General features: G+C 68.0%; 22 protein-coding genes. 13 read left to right on the plus strand and 9 right to left on the minus strand.

All coding sequences use genetic code 11. The features are described 5' to 3' along the window. Nucleotides 1-1,412: 1,412 nt before the first annotated feature. Nucleotides 1,413-2,021 carry an HAD family hydrolase gene (locus ML342_RS08625; protein ID WP_240126648.1) on the plus strand — a complete coding sequence of 203 codons (609 nt, stop codon included), beginning with the start codon at nt 1,413-1,415 and terminating at the stop codon, nt 2,019-2,021. Nucleotides 2,022-2,132: 111 nt separating this feature from the next. After that, nucleotides 2,133-2,747: a hypothetical protein gene (locus ML342_RS08630; RefSeq protein ID WP_240126649.1), complete on the plus strand. Its 615-nt coding sequence runs from the start codon at nt 2,133-2,135 to the stop codon at nt 2,745-2,747. Between the two features lie 842 nt (nt 2,748-3,589). On the opposite strand, the gene ML342_RS08635 is transcribed toward ML342_RS08630, so the two are convergent. Genes ML342_RS08635 through ML342_RS08655 form a run of 5 tightly spaced genes read right to left on the minus strand, consistent with a single transcriptional unit; the run spans nt 3,590 to nt 7,833 of the window. Next, complete coding sequence (locus ML342_RS08635) at nt 3,590-4,528, minus strand: aspartate carbamoyltransferase catalytic subunit (RefSeq protein ID WP_240126650.1); 939 nt, start codon at nt 4,526-4,528, stop codon at nt 3,590-3,592. A gap of 24 nt (nt 4,529-4,552) precedes the next feature. Then, entirely contained in the window at nt 4,553-5,029 is a 477-nt protein-coding gene (gene ruvX / locus ML342_RS08640) for a Holliday junction resolvase RuvX (protein WP_240126651.1), read from the minus strand. Continuing rightward, a complete protein-coding gene (locus ML342_RS08645; RefSeq protein ID WP_240126652.1) occupies nt 5,026-5,592 on the minus strand; it encodes a YqgE/AlgH family protein in 567 nt (188 codons plus the stop codon). The genes ruvX and ML342_RS08645 overlap by 4 nt, the downstream gene beginning before the upstream one ends. A gap of 45 nt (nt 5,593-5,637) precedes the next feature. Continuing rightward, nucleotides 5,638-6,771, minus strand: coding sequence for a PilT/PilU family type 4a pilus ATPase (locus tag ML342_RS08650; protein WP_240126653.1), 1,134 nt, complete (start codon nt 6,769-6,771; stop codon nt 5,638-5,640). A 24-nt stretch (nt 6,772-6,795) separates the two neighbouring features. Next, nucleotides 6,796-7,833, minus strand: coding sequence for a type IV pilus twitching motility protein PilT (locus tag ML342_RS08655; RefSeq protein ID WP_240126654.1), 1,038 nt, complete (start codon nt 7,831-7,833; stop codon nt 6,796-6,798). A 131-nt stretch (nt 7,834-7,964) separates the two neighbouring features. On the opposite strand from ML342_RS08655, the gene ML342_RS08660 reads away from it, so the two are divergent. The 7 genes from ML342_RS08660 to ML342_RS08690 all read left to right on the plus strand — a co-directional run bounded on the left by ML342_RS08660 (nt 7,965) and on the right by ML342_RS08690 (nt 13,763). Then, complete coding sequence (locus ML342_RS08660; protein ID WP_439655190.1) at nt 7,965-8,651, plus strand: YggS family pyridoxal phosphate-dependent enzyme; 687 nt, start codon at nt 7,965-7,967, stop codon at nt 8,649-8,651. After that, nucleotides 8,648-9,466, plus strand: a complete 819-nt coding sequence (gene proC, locus ML342_RS08665; RefSeq protein WP_240126655.1) for a pyrroline-5-carboxylate reductase — start codon at nt 8,648-8,650, stop codon at nt 9,464-9,466. The genes ML342_RS08660 and proC overlap by 4 nt, the downstream gene beginning before the upstream one ends. An 11-nt stretch (nt 9,467-9,477) precedes the next feature. Then, nucleotides 9,478-9,960, plus strand: a complete 483-nt coding sequence (locus ML342_RS08670; RefSeq protein ID WP_240126656.1) for a DUF4426 domain-containing protein — start codon at nt 9,478-9,480, stop codon at nt 9,958-9,960. 133 nt (nt 9,961-10,093) lie between these two features. Beyond that, complete coding sequence (locus tag ML342_RS08675) at nt 10,094-10,645, plus strand: RNA polymerase sigma factor (RefSeq protein WP_240126657.1); 552 nt, start codon at nt 10,094-10,096, stop codon at nt 10,643-10,645. 32 nt (nt 10,646-10,677) lie between these two features. Then, the gene (locus ML342_RS08680) at nt 10,678-11,217 is read left to right on the plus strand and encodes a hypothetical protein (RefSeq protein WP_240126658.1); all 540 of its coding nucleotides are present in this window, start codon (nt 10,678-10,680) and stop codon (nt 11,215-11,217) included. Nucleotides 11,218-11,248: 31 nt separating this feature from the next. Further along, on the plus strand, nt 11,249-12,559 hold the full coding sequence (locus ML342_RS08685; RefSeq protein WP_240126659.1) for a S8 family serine peptidase: 1,311 nt from the start codon (nt 11,249-11,251) through the stop codon (nt 12,557-12,559). 175 nt (nt 12,560-12,734) lie between these two features. Then, complete coding sequence (locus tag ML342_RS08690; protein WP_240126660.1) at nt 12,735-13,763, plus strand: hypothetical protein; 1,029 nt, start codon at nt 12,735-12,737, stop codon at nt 13,761-13,763. A 245-nt stretch (nt 13,764-14,008) separates the two neighbouring features. Here ML342_RS08690 and ML342_RS08695 read toward each other — a convergent pair whose 3' ends face one another. Genes ML342_RS08695 through pdxH form a run of 3 tightly spaced genes read right to left on the minus strand, consistent with a single transcriptional unit; the run spans nt 14,009 to nt 15,752 of the window. Continuing rightward, nucleotides 14,009-14,812 (minus strand): cobalamin-binding protein, encoded by an 804-nt coding sequence (locus ML342_RS08695; protein ID WP_240126661.1) that lies wholly within the window; start codon nt 14,810-14,812, stop codon nt 14,009-14,011. Beyond that, entirely contained in the window at nt 14,809-15,159 is a 351-nt protein-coding gene (locus tag ML342_RS08700) for a YqfO family protein (RefSeq protein WP_240126662.1), read from the minus strand. Before ML342_RS08700 ends, ML342_RS08695 begins: the two co-directional genes overlap by 4 nt. Next, nucleotides 15,156-15,752 carry a pyridoxamine 5'-phosphate oxidase gene (gene pdxH / locus ML342_RS08705; protein WP_240126663.1) on the minus strand — a complete coding sequence of 199 codons (597 nt, stop codon included), beginning with the start codon at nt 15,750-15,752 and terminating at the stop codon, nt 15,156-15,158. Before pdxH ends, ML342_RS08700 begins: the two co-directional genes overlap by 4 nt. Nucleotides 15,753-15,807: 55 nt before the next feature. Between pdxH and ML342_RS08710 the strand changes: the two genes are divergently transcribed. From ML342_RS08710 to hemE, 4 genes are all read left to right on the plus strand, one after another. Beyond that, on the plus strand, nt 15,808-16,341 hold the full coding sequence (locus ML342_RS08710; protein ID WP_240126664.1) for a shikimate kinase: 534 nt from the start codon (nt 15,808-15,810) through the stop codon (nt 16,339-16,341). Further along, the gene (gene aroB, locus ML342_RS08715) at nt 16,338-17,435 is read left to right on the plus strand and encodes a 3-dehydroquinate synthase (protein ID WP_240126665.1); all 1,098 of its coding nucleotides are present in this window, start codon (nt 16,338-16,340) and stop codon (nt 17,433-17,435) included. The genes ML342_RS08710 and aroB overlap by 4 nt, the downstream gene beginning before the upstream one ends. Before the next feature lie 54 nt (nt 17,436-17,489). Then, nucleotides 17,490-17,744: a WGR domain-containing protein gene (locus tag ML342_RS08720; RefSeq protein WP_240126666.1), complete on the plus strand. Its 255-nt coding sequence runs from the start codon at nt 17,490-17,492 to the stop codon at nt 17,742-17,744. A 72-nt stretch (nt 17,745-17,816) separates the two neighbouring features. Then, nucleotides 17,817-18,878: a uroporphyrinogen decarboxylase gene (gene hemE, locus ML342_RS08725; RefSeq protein WP_240126667.1), complete on the plus strand. Its 1,062-nt coding sequence runs from the start codon at nt 17,817-17,819 to the stop codon at nt 18,876-18,878. Here the strand turns inward: hemE and ML342_RS08730 are convergent. After that, nucleotides 18,863-22,402 carry a hybrid sensor histidine kinase/response regulator gene (locus ML342_RS08730; protein WP_240126668.1) on the minus strand — a complete coding sequence of 1,180 codons (3,540 nt, stop codon included), beginning with the start codon at nt 22,400-22,402 and terminating at the stop codon, nt 18,863-18,865. The two genes, hemE and ML342_RS08730, sit on opposite strands and share 16 nt — an antisense overlap. Nucleotides 22,403-22,410 lie beyond the last annotated feature (8 nt).

Below are 22,410 nucleotides of genomic sequence, written 5' to 3' on the forward strand. Positions count from 1 at the left end.
CAGCCTTCATGACGCTCGCCTTCTATTACACAGGGCATGCTCTCCGCATTTGGCGGGGCCGTGCCTAACAATTCATTCAAGCCGACGCCGCTTCGCGGCGCGGCTTAACTCAGGCGTTAGGGCTGCAACCCAATGACAATGCTATTTGCAATTTTCTTAATCTCCACAATTACAACATTTTTCCTACTTCGCCACTTTCCCATACCAAAGCAACCCCAAATTACTTCTAGAAAAATAACTCCCCGCGAAATATCCCTAGTCGGTGGAATGGTCTTCCTCATCGGCATCGCATCCATCGCAATGATATTCGTCTTCCTAAATGAAGCATACGCTCCATGCATGTGGCCTCGCCGAACATGCCATGAACAAATCTTCAAAGCTATTGATGAGGCCAGATATTGGAGACATCTTTATGCGTGGGTTGCATTCTGCCCTCTCACCACTCTCATGGGCTTGCGCCTCTACAAAATCGGAATTAAGCTTCGTGAATTGCAGCCCTAACAATTCGTTCAAGCCGACACCGCTTCGCGGCGCGGCTTAACTCAGGTGTTAGGGCTCATGTCAGACATGCGTAGTGCTCGAAAGAACAAGCTGTATCGGCTTTGGTCCGTTCCACTGCTGTTGGCGGGCGTCTGGTATCTAGTCCGTGCTGCAGAGTCCGGGCAGCTCAAGTTTGGGTTGCTTGGTTTGGGTATGCTCCTCGGCGGTACGTTTGCGCTCCGCCATAATCTGCTGGACATTTCATCGAGTGGGGTAGACCCGCGGCGGGTGGGGCCTGGCTGGGTCTCGCTGCTGGTCCTTGCAGTACTTCTCATACTGTCAGCGGCGGTGGTGAGCGTAACCGCATGAGCCCTAACAGTTCGTCCAAGCCGACGCCGCTTCGCGGCGCGGCTTAACTCAGGTGTTAGCTGCTTAGGACAGGACATGAACGAGCATTGTGCAATCTGCGACTGCATCCTCCATCGAACCGCTGGGACATACGCTCAGCCAACGGTCGAGGGGCGGAGCCACGCTACCAAGCACCACTTCGTCGCAGAACGCTTCTTTGGCCGCTCTTCCAATCGGCGCGGTACAGTTACGGAAGGCGTTTTTGCCTCCTGCCCTTGGGGTCACGAGGGTGAAACCGCCGTGCTCTGCTATGAATGCCATGAGGAACTGCTGCACAACCCGGTGCTGTTGCCCCAAGACATCGCGGTCTTTGCGGCACTGGTTCGGGAGGCTGGCTTAGCTGAACTCCACAAATCCAGCGATCGCTCCAAGCTTGGGGGCCGGGTGCGCCTCCTACATGAGGCTCTCAGTCGCGGCTTGGCATCGCTGGCTGCGGAGCAAGAAGCCCGGCGCAGCAGCTAACAATTCGTCCAAGCCGACGCCGCTTCGCGGCGCGGCTTAACTCAGGTGTTAGCGCCCAATCCATGACTCTCGCACTTTTCGATTTCGACGGCACAATAACAACCCACGAGACCATGCCCGACTTTGTGCGCGGCTCCATAAGTCGGCGCCGGTTGTTGCTCGGCCAGATTCTGTTGGCGCCGCTGGTGATTGGCTACAAGCTGGGGCTTGTTTCTGGCGTTCTGGTGCGTCGTGCCATTGTCCGCTTTGGCTATAGCGGCGTCCCCTTCGCGGCCCTAGACGCAGCAGGACAAGACTTTGCGCGTAACTACCTGCCCGGCACGCTCCGTCCAGAAGCAATGCAGCGTATTGCTTGGCACAAATCCCAAGGCCACAAGGTTGTTGTGGTGTCCGGCGGACTGGATGTCTACTTGGCCCCGTGGTGCAAAGAGCACGGCCTCGACCTTATCTGCTCATCCCTGCGACACCACAAGGGCGTCCTGACAGGCCACTACTCCGGGCAACAGTGCGTGCTTGCGGAAAAGGCTCGGCGCGTCCGTGAGCGGTATGACCTGAGTTCATTTTCAGCCATCTACGCCTACGGCGACACCCCGGAGGACAGGGACCTCCTTGACCTGGCCAGCAGGCGGTACTATCAATGGCAAGAGGTTAGTGCCGCAGTTGGGCGCTAACAATTCGTTCAAGCCGAACGCGCTTCGCTACACCAACAACATGGCAGGTAGAGCTTGCCATGTTGTTGGCTCCGCTACGCACGTCGGCTTAACTCTGGTGTTAGGTGGCTTGTGAAGACTCTCGCTATCTTGCTGGCAGTTCTCATATCTCCAACAATTGCCTCCGAGCCCCAGTTCAAGATCATCCCCGCAGAGCCGTTACAACAATTCATGGCCTTCGGGCGCATCACTGATGGATTCGAGGCTGAAATGCGCAAAGCAATCGCCAGAAGTCCGAACCTAAAACGTGTTTACATCGAGAGCACTGGCGGCAAGACCCTGGAGGCCAAGCGCACAGCGCAACTGTTAAATACGCACGGAATCACTATTCGCGTCGCTGGGAGATGCGCCAGCGCATGCGTCGGCCTGTGGGCTGCCACTGATCGGCGAGAGCTCACAGCAACTGCTCGCCTTGGGTTACATGCCGGCATTCCCGTCAAAAAGGCACCTGGCGCATTTGAAGCCATCGCATCTCCCGCCCGCATGAAATTGGCAGATGACATGCTGCGCCACGCGGGGTTCTCCGAACGCTTGCTCGCTAAAGCCCGCAAGGTTCCACCCAACTCCATTCTCTGGCTCACCCCAACAGAACTGGCAGCAGATGGCGTCAGGTTCACGTTAACGAGCCCGCCACCTAACAATTCGTTCAAGCCGAGACCGCTGCGCGGCCTCGGCAAAGTCCCGTAGGATTGTGCCTCTGCCGTGGCCGCGCAGCGGCCCGGCTTAACTCAGGCGTTAGGCGGCTATGGCACCAAGCTCGCACATGGAAGAACAATTGGAGAAGCTGGCGCGCCGTGGCGTGTACTGCCTGGTCATGAGTGCAGGAGCTTTCTTCGCCCACTTCAATTCGACATACGGCTGGCTCACTCCGCCGGAGTACCATCGAACTAAGGGAGCGTGGCTCAGCACCCTATTGCCGGGCTTGGAGCCATACCTGCCCCAGACTGTCATTACGCTTGGGGTCGGCTTCCTAGGTTGTGCGGTGTACTGCTTCTACCGTTATATGGCGTTGTCCAAGTCTGGCGGGTAGCCGCCTAACAATTCATTCAAGCCGACGCCGCTTCGCGGCGCGGCTTAATTCAGGCGTTAGATGCGGACAACCAATTTGGAGTACCCGTTGTGAACAAGCCAGCGTTTCGCGCGATCAAGATTGAGGCAATTCCCGCGCTCATCAGCTCTGTCATGTGGCTTTCTTTGCTTGTCGGCGCGGTTCTTTCGTTCTGCATGCTCTCAGGGTATCCGCTTCCTGGAGCCAAGATTTGGGTAGTTTTGGTTCCCACAGCAATGCTGCTTTCAGTGTTCTCGTCGGTTGTGTCTCAAGTGTCTCGCAGCCGCATCTAAGGAAGGTCTGAACAACGCCATCCAGGCGTTGTCAGCCCACGCCGAGTCCGGTACAGGCCCGGACTCGGCTCACACGCATCGATCACTCGCGTGATCGATGCGTGGCCGGCCCTCCATGGCCGACAGGAACCTCTGAGTTGATCAGAGGTTCCCTAACAATTCGTTCAAGCCGACGCCGCTTCGCGGTATCAGCTCGAGGCGGCATCACCCAGCAGCATTTCCAGCGCCGCCATGCGCACGGCCACGCCGTTGGCGACTTGCGTCAACACACGGGATTGCGGGCCGTCGGCGACGGCATCGGTGATTTCAACGCCGCGGTTCATCGGCCCGGGGTGCATGACGATCGCGTCCGGCGCGGCGCGGCGCAGGCGGGCTTCGGTAAGGCCGTAGGCGCGATGGTAGTCGTCGAGCGAGGCGATGAGTCCTTCGGTCATGCGCTCGCGCTGCAGACGCAGCATCATCACGACATCCACGCCGTCCAGCGCGGCGTCGAGGTCGTGACTGACCGCGCAGCCGGCCAAGGTGCCATCGTCGTCCGGAAGCAGGGCCGCCGGGCCGCATACGCGAATCTCGCCGCAGCCCAGCGCGCGCAGGGCGTGTAGATCGCTGCGCGCGACCCGCGAGTGCTTCACGTCGCCGACGATCACCACTTTCAGTTTCGAGAAATCTTCGCCTTTGGCCTGGCGCAGGGTAAGCATGTCCAGCAGGCCTTGGGTGGGATGGTGGCTGCGGCCGTCACCGGCGTTGAGCACCGCTACCCCCGGTTGCGCAGCTTCGGCCAGCGTTGCCACGGCTCCATCAACTTTGTGGCGGACCACGAAGCCGCGCACGCCCATCGCCTGGATGGTGCGGAAGGTGTCGAGGTCGGTTTCGCCCTTGGTGGTGGAGGCGGTGGATGCGTCGAAATTCAGCACGTGCGCGCCCAGCCGCTGCGCGGCGAGCTGGAAGCTGAGGCGGGTGCGAGTGGAGGGCTCGAAAAACAGCGTGCACACCGCGATCCCGGCCAGCGCGGAAGGCGCCTGCGCGCCATCGGCGTACCTCTGCGCGCGGCGCAGCAGGGCGTCGATCTGTGCAGCGGACAGGCGGGCGAGGTCGAGCAGGTGGCGATCAGGGAAGGACGAAATCATGCGGATATGCAGGCAGGTGAAGATTCAGGTGGGCAGCTGGACATCGCGCGGCGCGGCCAGCCAGCGTTCGACGATCACGGCGGCCGCGATTGCATCCAGCACCTCGGCATCGCGCCGCTTGCGGCGGCCGTCGGCACGGGCGGCAGCGAACCGGCGCGCGGCTTCCTGCGAGCTGTTGCGCTCATCGACCATCACCACCGGCAACCCGCTGCGGTGCTGCAGCTGCCGCGCGAACGTGCGCGCAGCCTGACGGATCGGCTGGTCGCCGCCGTCCAGGGTCATGGGATCACCGACCACCAGGCCGGCCGGTTTCCATTCGCGCAGCAGCCGGTCGATCCGTTCCCAGTCCGGGCCTGTGGCGTGCACCTCGATCACCGCCAGCGCGCTGGCATTGCCGGTCACCCCATTGCCCACGGCGACGCCGATTCGGCGCAGGCCGACGTCGAACCCCAACACGGTTGCATCAACGCGAATGACAGGCAGCGCAGCGGCGTCGCTCATGCGTGCCCGCTGTGGCCGGCGTGATTGAGCAGATCGATACCGATGCTGCCAGCGGCGGCCTGCCAGCGCTGCGCCAGCGGCAGCTGGAACAAGACGTCGTGGCGACTGGGCACCAGCAGCCAGCAGTCGTCGAGCAGCTCCTGCTCCAGCTGGCCGGCGCCCCATCCGGCGCAGCCCAAGGCCAATAGCGTCTGCCGCGGGCCTTCGCCGCGCGCCATCGCTTCCAGCACATCGCGCGAGGTGGTCAGGTACAGGTCATCGCCCAACGCCAGGCTGGACTCGTAGGGCTGGCTGCCATCGTGCAGGACGAACCCGCGTTCGGGATGCACCGGGCCGCCGGCGAGCACCGGTTTGGATTGCAGCGCCGGATCGGTGCTGGCAATCCCCATCTGCCGCAGGATTTCGCCGGCGGTGTATTCGGATGCGCGGTTGATCACCAACCCCATCGCGCCATCATCGTCGTGCTGGCAGATCAGGATCACGCTGCGCTCGAAATAGCGGTCGCGCAGCGAAGGCAGTGCGATGAGCAGGTGGTTGCCGAAATACTGGCGGGGAGGTTCCATGCCGCGCATTCTAGCGCGGCTCCCTTCCCGTCACGCGCGCGGCGGTCAGCGTCCGACCTCGACCACTTCCACCCCGTCCAGCCCCTGCGCCAGGGTGCGCGCGTCGCCGCCCTGGGCGAGCTTGATGCGCAGCCGCACTTCATTGGCCGAATCGGCGTAGCGCAGCGCATCCTCGTAGCTGATCTCGCCGGCCTGGTAGAGCTCGAACAGGCTCTGATCGAAGGTCTTCATGCCCAGCTGCACGGATTCCTTCATCACGTCCTTGAGCTTGTGGATTTCGCCGTCGCGGATGTAGTCCTGGACCAGGGGGGTGCCAAGCAGGATCTCCATCGCCACCCGGCGCCCCTTGCCATCCGGGGTGGGAATCAGTTGCTGCGCAATCACGCCCTTGAGATTGAGCGAGAGATCCATCAGCAGCTGATTGCGGCGATCCTCCGGGAAGAAGTTGATGATGCGATCCATCGCCTGATTGGCGTTGTTGGCGTGCAGGGTGGCCAGCACCAGGTGGCCGGTCTCGGCGAACGCAATCGCATGATCCATCCCCTCGCGGGTGCGGATCTCACCGATCATGATCACATCGGGCGCCTGGCGCAGGGTGTTCTTCAGCGCATTCTCCCAGCTGTCGGTATCGATGCCGACCTCGCGCTGGGTGATGATGCAGCCGTCGTGCTTGTGCACGAACTCGATCGGGTCTTCGATGGTGATGATGTGCCCGGTCGAGTTCTGGTTGCGATAGCCGATCATCGCCGCCAGCGAGGTGGACTTGCCGGTACCGGTGGCGCCCACGAACAGGATGATCCCGCGCTTGGTCATCGCCAGGGTCTTGATGATCGGCGGCAAGCCCAGCTCTTCCACGGTCGGGATGCGGGTCTCGATCCGGCGCAGCACCATGCCCACCTGATTGCGCTGGTAGAAACAGCTCACACGGAAACGGCCCACGCCGGCCACGCCGATCGCGAAGTTGCATTCGTGGGTCTTCTCGAACTCCTCGCGCTGCTGCGGGTTCATCACGTTGAGGACGAGATCGCGGCTCTGCTGCGAGGTCAGCGGATTCTGGGTGATCGGGGTGATCTTGCCATTCACCTTCATCGACGGCGGCATGCCGGCAGTGATGAACAGATCCGACGCCTTCTGATGCGCCATCAGTTTGAGGAACGAGGTGAAATCGATGCTGCTCATCGGAATGCTCCTGCGCGGGGGCGCTTATTCGAACAACCGCTTGTCCTTCGCATACTGGCGGGCCTGCTGACGACTGACCACGTTGCGTTTGACCAGCTCCTGCAGATGCTGGTCCAGGGTCTGCATGCCCTGGGCTTGGCCGGTCTGGATGGCCGAGTACATCTGCGCCACCTTGTCCTCGCGGATCAGGTTGCGGATCGCGGGGGTGCCGACCATGATCTCCCATGCCGCGGTGCGGCCGCCGCCGATCTTCTTCAGCAGCGCCTGGCTGATCACCGCGCGCAGCGACTCCGACAGCATCGAGCGCACCATCGGCTTCTCACCGGCCGGGAATACGTCGATGATGCGGTCGATGGTCTTGGCCGCGGAGCTGGTGTGCAGGGTGGCGAACACCAGATGCCCGGTCTCGGCCGCGGTCAGCGCCAGGCGGATGGTCTCGAGGTCGCGCAGCTCGCCGACCAGGATGTAATCCGGGTCTTCGCGCAGCGCCGAGCGCAGCGCCTCGTTGAACCCATGGGTGTCGCGGTGCACCTCGCGCTGGTTGATCAGGCACTTCTGCGAGGTATGCACGAACTCGATCGGGTCCTCGACCGAGAGGATGTGCGCGTATTCGTTCTTGTTGATGTGGTCGATCATCGCCGCCAGCGTGGTCGATTTGCCGGAGCCGGTCGGCCCGGTCACCAGGATCAGGCCCTGCGGCTGCTCGATCAGCTCCTTGAACACGCGCGGACAGCCCAGATCTTCCAGCGTCAGCACCTCGGAAGGAATGGTGCGAAATACCGCGCCGGCGCCGCGGTTCTGGTTGAACGCATTGACACGGAAGCGCGCCAGCGAGGGGATCTCGAACGAGAAGTCCACCTCCAGGAACTCTTCGTAGTCGCGGCGCTGCTTGTCCGACATGATGTCGTAGATCAGCGCGTGCACCTGTTTGTGATCCAGCGGAGGAATGTTGATCCGGCGCACGTCGCCATCGACGCGAATCATCGGCGGCAGACCTGCGGAAAGATGCAGGTCCGAGGCTTTGTTCTTGACCGAAAATGCCAGAAGTTCGGCGATATCCATGCGTAGCTCCCCAACGCGTCCTGATTCAGTGGCCGTCCTGCCGCCAGCACGCGCTGGCATCGACGGTCTTGCGCAGGCAGTATGAGCACCATCCGCGCCCGCGTTCAACCTCCGTGAGCACCTCCACCGCCATCCCGCCCCTACAGGCGATCCTGTCTGCGATTGCCAACGCGAAACCCCGCCCCGGCAGGCCAGCGCCGCGCCTGCTGGCGGTATCCAAGACCCGCGGCGCCGATGCGGTGGCGGCGCTGGCGGCGCAGGGCCAGCGGGCGTTCGGCGAGAACTATGTGCAGGAGGCGCTGCCCAAGATCACCGCCCTGCGCGAGCTCGGCCTGGAGTGGCATCTGATCGGCCACCTGCAGTCGAACAAAGCGCGCGAGGCCGCGCAGGCATTCGACTGGGTGCAAAGCGTCGATCGCCCGAAGCTGGTCGAGGCGCTGGCGCGTCACCGACCGCCGGAAGCCGGTCCGCTGAACGTGCTGATCCAGGTGAACATCGACGATGAGGCCAGCAAATCCGGCTGCCGGCCGGAGGAGGTACCGGCGCTGGCGGAGGCGATCGCCGCGCAGCCCCGGCTGCGCCTGCGCGGGCTGATGGCGATCCCCGCGCCCGCTCCCGACATGGCACGCCGGCGCGCGGCGTTTCGCGCCATGTCGGAGCTGTTCGATGCGCTGGCGCATGCCCACCCCGGCATCGATACTCTGTCGATGGGCATGAGCGAGGACTACCTGGACGCGATCGCGGAAGGGGCGACCATGGTACGCATCGGCAGCGCCCTGTTCGGCCCGCGCCCACCCAAGAAGGACACAAACGCATGACTTCGACCATCGCTTTCATCGGCGGCGGCAACATGGCGCGCAGCCTGATCGGCGGGCTGCTGGCCCGTGGCCATGATCCGGCACGCCTGCACGTCGCAGAACCGGTCGCGGCGCTGCGTGAGGCGCTGCAGGCCGATTTCGGCGTGACCGCCTGCGAACACGGCGCGCAGGCGGTGGTCGGCGCCGACACCTGGGTGCTGGCAGTCAAGCCGCAGGTGATGCGCACGGTGTGCGAAGAACTGGCGCCGCAGGCGCAGGCGCAGCGGCCGCTGGTGATTTCGATCGCCGCCGGCATCACCACCGCGCAGCTGGAACGCTGGCTGGGCGGCGCCCTGCCGGTGGTACGCGCGATGCCGAACACCCCCGCCCTGCTCGGCGCCGGGGTCACCGGCCTGTTTGCCAGCCCCCACGTGGACGCTGACGGGCGCGCCTCGGCGCAACGCCTGCTCGACGCCGTGGGCAAGACCGTGTGGATCGACAGCGAGGCACTGATGGATGCCGTCACCGCGGTCTCCGGCAGCGGTCCGGCCTATCTGTTCCTGCTGGCCGAAGCCATGATCGATGCCGGCATCCGCGAGGGCCTGCCCGCCGACACCGCGCGCACATTGACCCTGCAAACCCTGCTGGGCGGCGCACGCATGCTCACCGAATCCGATGCCGACGCCGCCGAGCTGCGCCGCCGCGTCACCTCGCCCGGCGGTACCACCCAGGCTGCGATCGAGACCTTCGAAACCGGGGGCCTGCGCACCCTGGTCGCCGCCGCCATCCACGCCGCGCGGCTGCGCGGCGCCGAACTGTCCGCCGCCAACGATTGATGGAAGCTGCCATGCTGCGCTCTTACCTCTCTTTCCTGATAGTGAGCCTGCTCATCGCCACCGGCGGCTGCAGCCGCCCGGCCGCGCCGACGCCTGCCGATGGGGTGCTGGCCAGCAGCGCCGATCTGGTCCGCGCGAGCGCGGGCGATGCCGTGTTCCAGGCCTCCGCGATGGACGTCGCCCGCCTCGATCCGGCCGTTGCCGCCCGCTACGGCCTGGACCCGAGCCGCGGCGGCGCGCTGCTGCTGGTGACACTGCGCGATGCCGAAGGCAACGGCCTGCCGCCGGACGATCTGGTGCTCACCGCCACCGCCAGCGTGCTGCCGGATCCACCCAAGGCGCTCGGTTTGCAGCATCTGCAGGTGGACGGTCTCAACGATTACGTCGGGGTATTCGCCGCGCGCGCGCCGGCCAATGTGCAGTTCCACGTGAGCGCCACCCGTCATGGCCAGCGTGCGGAGCTGGACACCCACGTGCAGCTGTATCCGCCCTGATCCGCAGCCATCGCCTTCCGGCGAGGCCCGCGCAGCGGATTCGGCTAGGATGAGGGCGCAGGGGCAAGCCACGAGCGGGAAAAACCATATGGCGCCGACGGCGGCATCCATCCCACCCTCAGATACCGATGCCGTGCTCCTGGCGCGGCTGGTCGCGCGCGATCAGCAGGCGCTGCGGCAGGTTCTGCAAGCATACGGCCAGACGATCTTCGCCTATGCGCTGCGCCGGCTCGGCACGCCCGAGGACGCCCAGGACGTGGTCAACGACACCCTGCTGGCGTTGTGGCGGCAGGCGCAACGCGCGCAGGCGCAGGCCTCCTCGCTGCGCGCCTGGCTGCTGGGCATCGCGCGGCACAAGATCCTGGACGTGCTGCGCAGCCGCGGACAGGCATGGCGCGAGGTCATGGACGAGGACGGCGCGCTGCTGAACCACGCGACCGATCCGGACCCCTCCCCGCTGGAGCGGCTGTGCCAGGAATGCGACGAAACGCGCCTGGCCGCCGCGCTCGATCAGCTTCCGGAGGCGCAGCGCGAGGCGCTGTATCTGTTCACCTACGAGGGCCTCTCGTTGGCCGAGATCGCCTCCATCCAGCAGGTGCCGCTGGCCACGGTCGGCACCCGCCTGCACCAGGCCCGCCTGCGCCTGCGCCGGCATCTGGCTGCCGCCGAAGATCCCGTGCGTTGAAAATCCCCCCCGCCTCCCACGATTCGGATCGCATGGACACCCACGACACTCCGGGCTCACCAAAGGACGACGCGCTGACCCGGCGTCTGCGCGCGCATTGGCAGGCCATGACTCCGCCGCTGAATCAGGACGCCGCCTGGCGTCGCCTGCAAACGCAGCTGGCGCCCGCGCGCCCGTCGTCGCGCCTGGCGGCCCGATTGGCCGAATGGCGCACCTGGTGGCTGCCGACCCTGACCTTCGCCGGCGGCGCGGCCTGCGCGGCGCTGGCCATGGTCTTGCTCGCGCCCGTCACGCTCGCCCCGGCGCCTGCGCCGCAGGCGTTCACGGCGCTCTCCGGCCCCGAACGTCCGGCGCCCGCGACTGGCGCCCGCCTGCAGGTCGCATTCACCGCAGACGCGCGCATGGCCGACATCAATGGCCTGCTGCTCCGCCTGGACGCCAGCGTGGTGTCTGGTCCGAGCGCCCTGGGGCTGTATACCCTGGAGGTCGCCCCGGAATCCGCCGCACAGGCGCTACAGCAACTGCAGGCCAGCCGCCTGGTGGACAGCGCGACCCTGGCCACGGCAATGTGATCGCATGCCGCGCGCTCGCCGCCTTCGCCTGTTGCATCGCCCCCTGGCCCTGCTGCTGACGCTGGCCTGCTCGCCGGCGCTGGCGCAGACCACGCCCGGCACGCCGCCCAAGCCCCCCGCGCAATCCCCAGACCTTCCCCAGGATGGGCATCGCGGCAGCGCCGTAGGCGTTGGCGTCGGCGTCCAGGTCGATCTGACCCAGCTGTTCCGCGCCGGGCGTCGCCTGCTGCAATCGGAGCCGCCCCCCGCGTATGCGCCAGGACGCGCGCTGGTCAGTTTCGATACCGGCAACGGGCTCTCGGCGCAGGCGCTGGCCGCCGAAGCCGGCCTCGAGCTGATCGAGGCGACGACTTTGGACGCGCTGGGTCTGACCGTGGCGGAGCTGCAAGGCGCACCTGCGCAACTGCCGGCCGCGCTCGAGCGCCTGCGCGCAGCGCACCCGGAGATCACTGCGGATCTCGCACCGATCTGGCGCGCGCAGGACGCAGCGTCAGCCCCGGCTTCGTCCTGGCCCGGGGCGCGCGTCGGCCGCCTGTATGCCACTGCCCTGCTGGGCATCGACCAGCCGCAGCCGCTACCGCAGCCCGTGCGGGTCGCGATGCTGGATGGCGCGGTCGAGCCGGCGATCGGGCTGGAGCTGGCCGGCTTCGAACAAGTCCGCATCGCCAGCAGCGGAGACCCCGACCCCGGCCAGCACGGGACCGCGGTCGCCTGCCTGCTGGCCTGCCGGCCGCGCGGCCCGGCCAATGCCGCCTTCTTCGGCCCCAGCCCGGGGCTGGTCCTGCTCAATGCCGCCGTGCTCGGACGCGATGCGCAGGGCCGCCCGCAGGCGCGCGCGCTGGATGTCCTGCGCGGGCTGGACTGGTCGCTGCGCAGCGGCGCGCAGGTCCTCAACGTCAGCCTGGGCGCAGCCCCCGATGCGGTGACCGCACGCGCCTTCGCGCTGGCGCGGCCGAAGCTGGCGGCGATCGTGGCGGCCGCCGGCAACGGCGGCGCGGACGGAGGCCTGGTCTATCCGGCGGCGCTGCCGGGAGTGATCGCGGTGGCCGCCGTGGATGCGCGCCTGCGACCTTACCGCGACGGCACCCGTGGCAGCTGGATCACCCTGGCCGCGCCCGGCGTCGAGGTGTGGGTGCCTGGCCGCGCGGACGACGGCGGGCGCTATGTCAGCGGCACCTCGTTCGCCGCGCCGTTCGTCACCGCCTGGGTGGCGCAGCGCCTGGCGCGCGGTCTGCCCGTGGATGCCGCCACCCTATGCGCCAACGCGCGCGACGTGCCTCCCGCCGGGCGCGACGTTCAGACGGGATGCGGGCTGCTGCAGTGGGGCGATCTTTCGCGTTGACGCAGCCGCCGGCGCCGCCGCGTCGGCCACGATGGGCTCATTCTGAACGAAAGCCTACATCTGGATGCGATCGCACGCGCCGATCGTGAAAAAAACATTCTCCCCAAGTGCGATCTCTCCCATTGTCGGCAGGCATGTCGCCTGCCGACAGAGGCCATCGAATCCTCACCCTTTCATGGACACTGCCATGCGTTCACCATTGATCCTCACCTTGCTGGTCGGCACCGGTCTCACGCTGACCGGCAATCTCGCCCTCGCACAATCCACTACCGCACAAGACACCAGCGCTGCATCTGCGCAACGCATCACGATCAAACAGAAGAGCAGCAACATCAAGGGCGCTACCGACCCCGGAAGTTCCAAAAAAGCCGAAGCGCGCGAAAACGGTGCCTGCGATCGGCCGTATGTATGGAGCACTACCCTCCAGAAGTGTGTCATCCCGATCCGTTATCGGGAAATCATGAAAGCCACCGGTGGCCCCGTTCCGGATGCCCGCATCGTGCCGCCCAAGGGACCGGGCAATGGAGACGAACCGCCATCGCCTGGGCCGGGCCCCATCGGCCTCCCCAGCGATGGTCCACGGCCGCCGCATCCGAAAGACCCGCTGCCGCCGGGGCCGCGCCCGCGCCCGATCCCTGGGGAGCAGCCCGCTCCACATCACCTCCCGCGTGATCCCGGCATCGGCAATGGCGAGTTGCCGGCGAATCCGGGCGGCAACCCGGTCGAGCCTGCGCTGCCCTGCCCTCCGGGCTTTGCGGTGGTTCACCTGAAGAACGGTCAGACCACGTGCGCAAAGGCAGCGCCCGCCCCGATGCCGCCGACCTCCACGGCCAAGCAGGCCGCCTCCGGGCAGGATCATGTTCAGATCTGCCCGCCCTACTGCGGCAGCAATGGCCAGCAAACCGCCAAGGAAGGCGCCGACAGGCCCACGCGTCCGGTGCTGATCAATCGTCCACAGATTCCCGCGCCCATCGAAGAGCGTCGCCCGAGCGCGGGTGGCGTCGAGCCAGGCGGAATCATGGGGCCGGCGGGCTCGCCGGTGCCATCAAAGCTGATGAAAGGCAAGCTCAAAGGAGAAACTGAGGATGAAACGACTGGGCGGAAGGCCGTATCGCTTTGTCCGGTAGGGTTTCACTGGGTCGGGCCCGACCCGCGCGGCAACAAGCAAGGCCATTGCGAACGCGATGGCACCCAGACGCAGTAAGGCAGCTGTCGCTCATTGATTCTGGGGAGGGGTGTGATGCCGGCGCCGGCCGACATCACATCGCCACAACGGCGCCGGGAAGGCGCCGGTCTGGGGCAGGGATGCCCCGCCTATTTCCGGCGCTGCTGCCCCGCGTCGGCGGTGGCAGTCTCCAAATAGAATCTCCGCCCACGCGGATGCAGGGCAAGGACGCCCACCCTTTCGCCCCTGTTCCGGGACGAGGCGCCGTCGGCAGACGCTCCCCCTTATGCCGGCACCGGTCGCCGCGCCCAGTTGCGCACGATGCGGGCGATATCCGCCACGCCATCGGTCAGCGCCGCCGGGCCCGGCTGCAGGATCCGCGGCGACTTGATCTCGAACAGCTGCCCGTCCCGCACCGCCGGGATCGCCTCCCAGCCGGGACGGGCAGCGACCTTTTCTGGACGGAAGCGCTTGCCGCACCAGCTGCCGAGGATGATGTCCGGCGCGCGCCGCACCACCTCGTGCGGGTCCTCCAGGATGCGCGCCTTCGCCAACGGCTCGCGCGCACGCTCCGGGAAGATGTCGTCGCCGCCGGCGATGCGGATCAGCTCGGCCACCCACTGGATGCCGGTGATCGGCGGCGTGTCCCACTCCTCGAAATAGACCTTCGGTCGGCGCGGCAACATTGCCGCTTCGCGCTCGATGGCCTCCAGTCCGCGGCGCAGGCCATCGACATACGCATTCGCCTTTTCGCCGGCGCCGACCAGCGCGCCCAGCCGGCGCACGTAGTCGAGGATGCCCTCCACGCTGCGGTGGTTGCTGATCCACACCTCCACGCCGCGGCGGATCAGCGCCTGCGCGATGTCGGCCTGGATGTCGGAAAAGCCGACCACGAAGTCCGGCGCGAGCTTCAGGATGTCGTCGATTTTGGCCGAGGTGAACGCGCTGACCTTCGGCTTCTCGCGCCGCGCCTGCGGTGGGCGCACGGTGAAGCCGCTGATGCCGACGATGCGGTCCTGCTCGCCCAGCGCGTATAGGACTTCGGTGGGCTCTTCGGTCAGGCAGACGATCCGGCGCGGGCCGCTCATGCCAATGGTGCCCAGATCAGGCATTCGTCCACGAAGATCGCCGGCACTTCCCACGGATGGTGCGGGCGGATGCCGGCCTCGATCACCCGCGCCAGCCGCTGCGGATCGCGCGGCAGGGTGAACACCAATCGCACGCTGGCCACCTTCGCCAGTTCGCCAATGCGGCCGTATGCCGGATTGGCGCCCGGCAGCGGGCGGAACTGCTCCTCGCCGACGGCGTCGATCCACATCACGCGGTCATAGTGGCCGCCCCGCAGCGGCTCCACCGCGCAGATCCCGTCCTGCACCGCCTGCACGTACGCCGGCGGCACCTGCACGCTGACGCGGTAGGCCGGCTGCAGGCTCATGGATACAGCATCCGCTCGGACCAGACACCGTCCGCACTGCGCTCGTGCAGATGGCGCTCGTGCAGGCGGTATTGCGCGCCGTACCAGAACTCCACCGCGTGCGGCACCACCCGGAAGCCGGTCCAGCGCGGCGGGCGCGGTACCGCGCGGCCCTCGAACTGGCGTTCGAACTCGGCCAGGCGCGCCTCGAACGTGGCGCGCGCCTCCAGCGTCTCGGACTGCTTCGAGGCCCACGCGCCCAGCTGGCTACCGCGCGGGCGGGTCGCGAAATAGGCATCGGCCTCGGCGTCCGACACCAGTTCCACCGCGCCCTCGATCCGCACCTGCACGCCATTGCGCACGCGCGGCCAGTGGAACAGCAGCGCCGCGCGCGGATTGGCCTGCAGCTCGCGGCCCTTGCGCCCGTCGAGATGGCTGTAGAAGACGAAACCGCGGGCGTCGTGCGCTTTCAGCAGCACGACGCGGGCGGAGGGCGCGCCATCGGGCGTGGCGGTGGCCAGGGTCATCGCGGTGGGATCGGGCTCCCCGGCCGCCGCGGCCTCGGCGAACAGGGCATCGAAGGTGTGCAGGATCACATCGGGCAGCGTGCTCATGCGCCCATTGTCGCGCAGCCGAACGCGCGCCGCACGGCTGCTAGCATGTGCCGCCATGCGCGCGCGTCCACACATTCTGCTGATCGGCCCGATGGGGGCGGGCAAGACCACCCTCGGGCGCCTGCTCGCGGCGCACCTGGCGCGCCCGTTCGTGGACCTGGATGCCCGCATCGAGGCCGATGCCGGGCAGACGATCGCGGCGATCTTCGCGCAGGAAGGCGAGGCCGGCTTTCGCCGCCGCGAGGCGCAGGCGCTGGCGACCGCGCTGGACGGAGCGCCCGCGGTGATCGCCACCGGCGGCGGCGCGGTGCTGGATGCCGGCAACCGCGCGGCGATGCGCGCGGCGGCCACGGTGGTGTACCTGACCGTCGATCCGGCGATTCAGCTGGCGCGGCTCCGCGAAGACACCCGCCGGCCGCTGCTGCAGACCGCCGACCCGGCCGCCACGCTGGCCGCCCTGCAGGCGCAGCGCGAGCCGCTGTACCGCGAGACCGCGCATCTCACATTCGATGCCAGCCTGCTGATGCCGGACGCCGCCGCCCACGCCCTGGCCGACCGGCTGGCCACTCTGGAGCCCTGCCCCGCATGACCGATCCCACGCGCATCGTGGACGTGGCTGGCGCCGCGCCCTACCGCATCCATATCGGCACCGGCCTGCTCACCGACGGCGCGCTGCTGACGCGGACGCTGCGCGGCCGCCACGCGCTCGTCGTCAGCGACAGCCACGTGGCCCCGCTGTATGCGCAGGCGGTGGAGGACGCGCTGCGCGCGGCGCGGCCGGACCTGCGGATCGGCCGCCACGTGCTGCGCGCCGGCGAAGCGGAAAAGACGCTGGCCAACTTCGCCGCGGTGATCGATGCCCTGGCCGCGCTCGGCGCCACCCGTGATGCCTGCGTGTTCGCGCTCGGTGGCGGGGTGGTCGGCGACCTGGCCGGCTTCGCCGCCGCCTGCTGGATGCGCGGGATCGACTGCGTGCAGCTGCCCACCACCCTGCTGGCAATGGTGGATTCCTCGGTCGGCGGCAAGACTGCGGTGGACATCCCGCAGGGCAAGAACCTGGTCGGCGCGTTCCATCCGCCGCGCGCGGTGGTGGCCGATACCGCGACCCTGCGCACGCTGCCGCCGCGCGAACTACGCGCCGGGCTGGCCGAGGTCATCAAGTACGGCGCGATCGTGGATGCGCCCTTCCTCGCCTGGCTGGCCGAACACGCCGAGGCGCTGCTGGCCGGCGACGATGCCGCGCTGGCCGAGGCCATCGCCCGCAGCTGCCTGCACAAGGCCGCGATCACCGAACGGGACCCGCACGAGCGCGGCGAGCGCGCACTGCTCAACTTCGGCCACACCTTCGCCCACGCGATCGAGGCCGAGCAGGGCTATGGGTGCGGCCTCAACCACGGCGAGGCGGTGGCGGTGGGCATGCTGCTGGCCGCGCGGCTGTCGGCCACGCTGGGGCTGGCCTCATGGGCGGACGCGGACGCACTGCGCGCACTGCTGCTGCGTTTCGGCCTGCCGGTGGCGCTGCCCGCCGGGCTGGCGCCGGACGCGCTGCTGGCGCGGATGCGGCTGGACAAGAAGGCGCAGTCGGACGGCCTGCGCTTCATTCTCTGGAACGGCCCCGGCCTGGCACGCGTGGTGTCCGGCGTGGACGAAGCCGCAGTGCGGTCGGTGCTCGGCAACGCCTGAGAATCGCGCCTGCCGAGGCGCGCAGGACGCGGCGAGACCGTACAATCCGCCCCCATGCGCCTGCTGCTGCAACAACGCCCCGACGGCCGCGAAGCCCCGCGCTTCGTCCAGCTCCAGCTCCAGCCCGACCTGCTGGGCGGCTGGGAGCTGCTGCGCGAGAGCGGCCAGACCGGCGGCCGCAGCACCCTGCGGCGCACGCTCTATCCCGACCAGGCCAGCGCGCTGGCGGCGCTGGAAAAGGAACGCGACGCGCAGCTGCGCAAAGGCTTCCAGCTGGTGTTCGCGCAGGGCGCCGATGCCCCGAGGTAAGCCATCCCTGCACCGCCACCCTGCGATCGCCCGCACCTTGCCGGGCCTGTCATTCCTTCCGGAGATCCATCCGTGTCCACGCCTCTGAAGAACGATCGTCTCCTGCGCGCGCTGCGGCGCGAGCCGGTGGACTGCACGCCGGTCTGGCTGATGCGCCAGGCCGGTCGCTACCTGCCGGAATACCGCGCCACCCGCAAGGCCGCCGGCAGCTTCCTGGCGATGGCCAAGACCCCGGAACTGGCGTGCGAGGTGACCCTGCAGCCGCTGCGCCGGTTCCCGCTGGACGCCGCGATCCTGTTCTCCGACATCCTCACCGTGCCCGACGCGATGGGGCTCGGCCTGTATTTCGCCGAAGGCGAAGGCCCCAAGTTCGAACGCCCGCTGCGCAGCGCCGCCGACATCGCCGCGCTGGCCGTGCCGGACATGGAGACCGAGCTGCGCTATGTGATGGACGCGGTGCGCCTGATCCGCCGCGAGTTGGACGGCGCAGTGCCGCTGATCGGCTTCTCCGGCAGTCCGTGGACGCTGGCCTGCTACATGGTGGAAGGCGGCGGCAGCAAGGAGTGGGGCAAGGTCAAGGCGCTGGCATTGAATGAACCGGCGGCGATGCACCGATTGCTGGACACCGTCACCGACGCGGTGATCGCATATCTGGGCGCGCAGCGCGCGGCCGGCGCGCAGGCGCTGCAGGTGTTCGACACCTGGGGCGGCACCCTGTCGCCGGCGATGTACCGCGAGTTCTCCCTGCCCTATCTCATCCGCATCGCGCGCGAACTGAAGTCCGCCGAGGTGCCGGTGATCCTGTTCGGCAAGGGCAATGCTCTCCACCTCGATGCGCTGTTCGCCAGCGGCGCGGATGCGATCGGCGTGGACTGGACGGTGACCCTGGAGGATGCCGCGCGCCGCAACGGTGGCCGCGTCGCGCTGCAGGGCAACCTGGACCCGGCAATGCTGTATGGCAGCCCCGACGCGGTGCGCGCGCAGGTCCGCGCGGTGCTGGACAGCTACCGCGACGGCAACGGCGGCAGCCGCGAGGGCCACGTCTTCAACCTCGGCCATGGCCTGTCGCCGGACATGAACCCCGACCACGTGGCCGCGCTGGTGGACGAGGTGCACGCCTACAGCGCGCGCTGAGCGCACGCTGGCAGCGCCTGCGGATGCGCGGCCAGCACCGCATCCAAGGCGCGTGCCAGCCTCTCTCCGCTCACCGGCTTGCGCAAAAAGCCGTCGAACCCGGCGGCGCGCGCCTGCGCCTCGGCCTGCGCATCGGACCGCGCGGTGACCGCCAGCAGCGGCGCAGTGAAGCCCTGTGCACGCAACGTCTGCGCCAATGCCAGGCCGTCCATTCCCGGCAGGTCGAGATCCAGCAGGGCGGCATCGAACGCGCCGGCGCTGGCTTCCGAGAGCGCGCCCAACGCATGCCCGACGTGTGTGACGGTGTGCCCCTGCGCCTGCAGCAGACCGGCAATGACCTCGGCGATGATCGGATCGTCCTCCACCAGCAGCAGCCGCAGGGTGCGCGTACTCGCCGCAGAGTCCTGCGCCGGCGTGACCGGCGCGGCCATTTCCACCACCGGCAACGGCAGCTCCACCGTGAAGCTGGCGCCAGCGCCGAGCGTGCTCTCCACCGTGATGCGCCCGCCCATCGCCGCCGCCAGCTCCTGCGAGATCGCCAGCCCCAGCCCGCTACCGCCATAGCGTTCGTGGGTGCGCGCGCCCTCGGCCTGCTCGAAGCGTTGGAACAGCCGCTGCTGCTGTTCCTGGCTCAAGCCAGGCCCGGTATCACGGATGAGGCAGCGCACGCCCTGCGGCGCCAGCGGCGCGACCTGCAGACGCACCTCGCCGGCATCGGTGAACTTGATCGCGTTGGCCAGCAGATTGAGCAAGATCTGGCGCACGCGCGTGCAGTCGCCGCGCAGACCGGCCGGCACATCGTCCGCCACCTCGACCACGAAGCGCAGGCCCTTGCGCTCGGCCACCGGGGCGAGCAGCCCGGCAACTTCGTCCAGCAGCGCGCGCAGCGAGAACTCGGACTGCGCCAGCTCCAGCTTGCCGGCTTCGATCCTGGCCAGGTCGAGCGCATCGTTGACCAGCCGCAGCAAGTGCTCGCCGGCGCGGTGGATGGCCTCCACCCAGCCGCGCTGGCGCGCATCCAGCGGGCTTGCGCGCAGCAGCTCGGCCATCCCCAGCACGCCGGTCATCGGCGTGCGGACCTCGTGGCCAAGGGTCGCCAGAAAGCGGGATTTTGCCTGCGAGGCTTGTTCGGCCAGCGCCCGCTTTTCTTCGGCCAGCCGCAAGGCGTGCAGTCGATGCAGCCGCAGGCGATACGCGCGCGCCGCCAGCAGCAGCACGAGCGCCGCGATCAGGGCATAGGCCGCCAGCGCCCAGCCGGTGCGCCACCACGGCGGCGGAATCTCGAAGGCCAGCGCCTGCTCGGGCGCTGGATTGCCGGCGGCATCCTGGGCGCGCACGCGTAGCACGTAGCGGCCCGGCATCAGTCCGGCGAACACCCGATCACCGCTCGCGCCCAATGCGACCCAGCCGCGGTCGAAGCCCTCCAGATACGCCCAGTAGCGGTTGCCCGCGGGGTCATCGAAATCCAGCAGTCGAAACCGGATGCGCAGCTCGCGATCCTCCGGCGTCAGCCGTGACTGCGGGCCGGCCGGCAAAGGCTGCCAGGCTCCGTGTCGGCGCACCGCAAGGCTATCGAACCGCAACCGCGGCGGCGGCGGCGACGGATCGGCCATCGCCGTATCCACCATGCGCAGGCCACCGTCGGCGGTGCCGGCCACCAGCAGGCCGTCGTCGCGCAGCACGGCCGCGCGGTCGAGGTATTCCTCGCCGCCGGTGTCATCGCGCGCGCCCATGTGCGCCAGTCGCTGCTGCGACGGATCCCAGCGGTACAGCCCGCGGCTGGTGGTGATCCAGACCCGATGGCGAGCATCCACCAGCAGCGCCGCCGCCGCCACCGCAGGCATGCCATGGCGGATGTCGATGCGGACGATGCGCCGCCACTGCGCGCCCTGCCGGCGATAGCCCTCCAGCCCCGCCAGGCGCTGCAGCCACAGGGTATCGGCGCCGTCGAAGGCGAGTGCATACACCCGCCCCTGGCCCATTGCAGGCACCGGCACGAAGCGCGCAGCTACCGGATCGAAGCGCAGCACGCCGGTACTGGTGGCCAACCACGGCGCATCGTCCGCCGCCAGCGCCATGTCCTCGATATCGGCCTCGCCCAGTCCGCTCTGTTCACCCGCGCGCAGATCGCGCAGGATCGCGCCGCTGGCGGGATCGCGCTGCTGCACGCCGCCACCGACCGCCGCCAACCACAGGCGGCCGTCGCGCGCCAGCCGCACGAAGCCGATCTGGCCGACCGGCACCGGGGCTTGGGCATCCTCGGCGGTCCATTCGGTGACGGTCTCGCCGACGATCCGGATCAGGCCACCGCGATGGGCGATCCACAAGCGGCCGTCGGCATCCTCGGCGACGGCGGCTGGCTTGACGCTGCGCAGGCGTTCCAGCACGGCGTCCGGCAGCGCCGAAAGGCTGCCGTCCGGGGCCATGTGCTCGATCACGCCGCCCAGCCCGCCCAGCCACACGCCGCCATCGCGAGCCTTGCCGAGCGCGCGGTACATCGCGCCATTCAACCCATCCTCGACGCCCTGATAAACCGCCATCTGACGCCAGTCCGAGCGCAGGTAGCCGAGGCCGCGGCCGAACACCGGCACCCACAGGGCATTGCCTTTCTCGCCGAGCAGGGCGCCAATCGCGCGCGGAATGGCCGGCCCCCCCAGCGGCACCGGCACCGGCGGGCGCGCCTGGTGCTGGTACCACAGCCCACGCTGGCTGCCGATCCAGTGGTCGCCCTGGGCATCGGTGACGATCGCCATCATCGCGTTGGGCCGCTGGAACATCGGGGACCACGCCGGCTGCGTCCAGCGCCCCTCGGCACGTCGCCACACGCCCTGGCTGCTGCCTACCCACAGCCCATCGCGCTGCGCCGACAGCCCGTACACCAGCGCCAGGCCCTCGGCCTCCGGCAGGTTCACCGGCTCGAAACGGTCTCCGCGCTGGCGCGCCAGCCCCTCGGTGGTGCCGACCCAGAGCACACCGTCGGCATCCACCGCCAGCGCCAGCACGGTCGGCGCGGGCAGACCGGCGTCCACACCGTAATGCCGCATGCCGCCATCCGCCGCGACCCGGGTCAGGCCACCGTCGTAGGTGCCCAGCCACACCGCATCGCCCTGGCGCGCCATCGCCCACACGTCGTCGCTGCCCAGCTGCGGGTGGTCGGCCTTGCGCAGGTGGCGAAAGTGCTCGCGCGCGGCATCCAGCACGCTGACGCCCTCGCCTTCCACCGCCACCCAGATCTGGTTGCGCGCATCCACCAAGAGCGCCTGCACGTTGTTGCCGGGCAGGCCATCGGCCACGTCCGGATCATGCCGCCAGACGCGCATGTCCACGCCATCGTGGCGGGCCAAGCCGTCGGTGGTGCCGATCCACAGATAGCCGTCGGCATCCCGCACCAGCGCCTTGATCTCGGTCGAAGGCAGGCCCTGCGCCGGCCCGGTGATGCGAAAGCGCGGGCGCTCCGGCGCGGCCGCCCAGGCGCAGGCGCAGGCGCAGGCCAGCCACAGCAGCAATGCGAAACGTCGATGCATGGCGTCCT

The sequence above is a fragment of the Thermomonas alba genome, from assembly GCF_022419205.1.
Classification (GTDB): domain Bacteria; phylum Pseudomonadota; class Gammaproteobacteria; order Xanthomonadales; family Xanthomonadaceae; genus Thermomonas; species Thermomonas alba.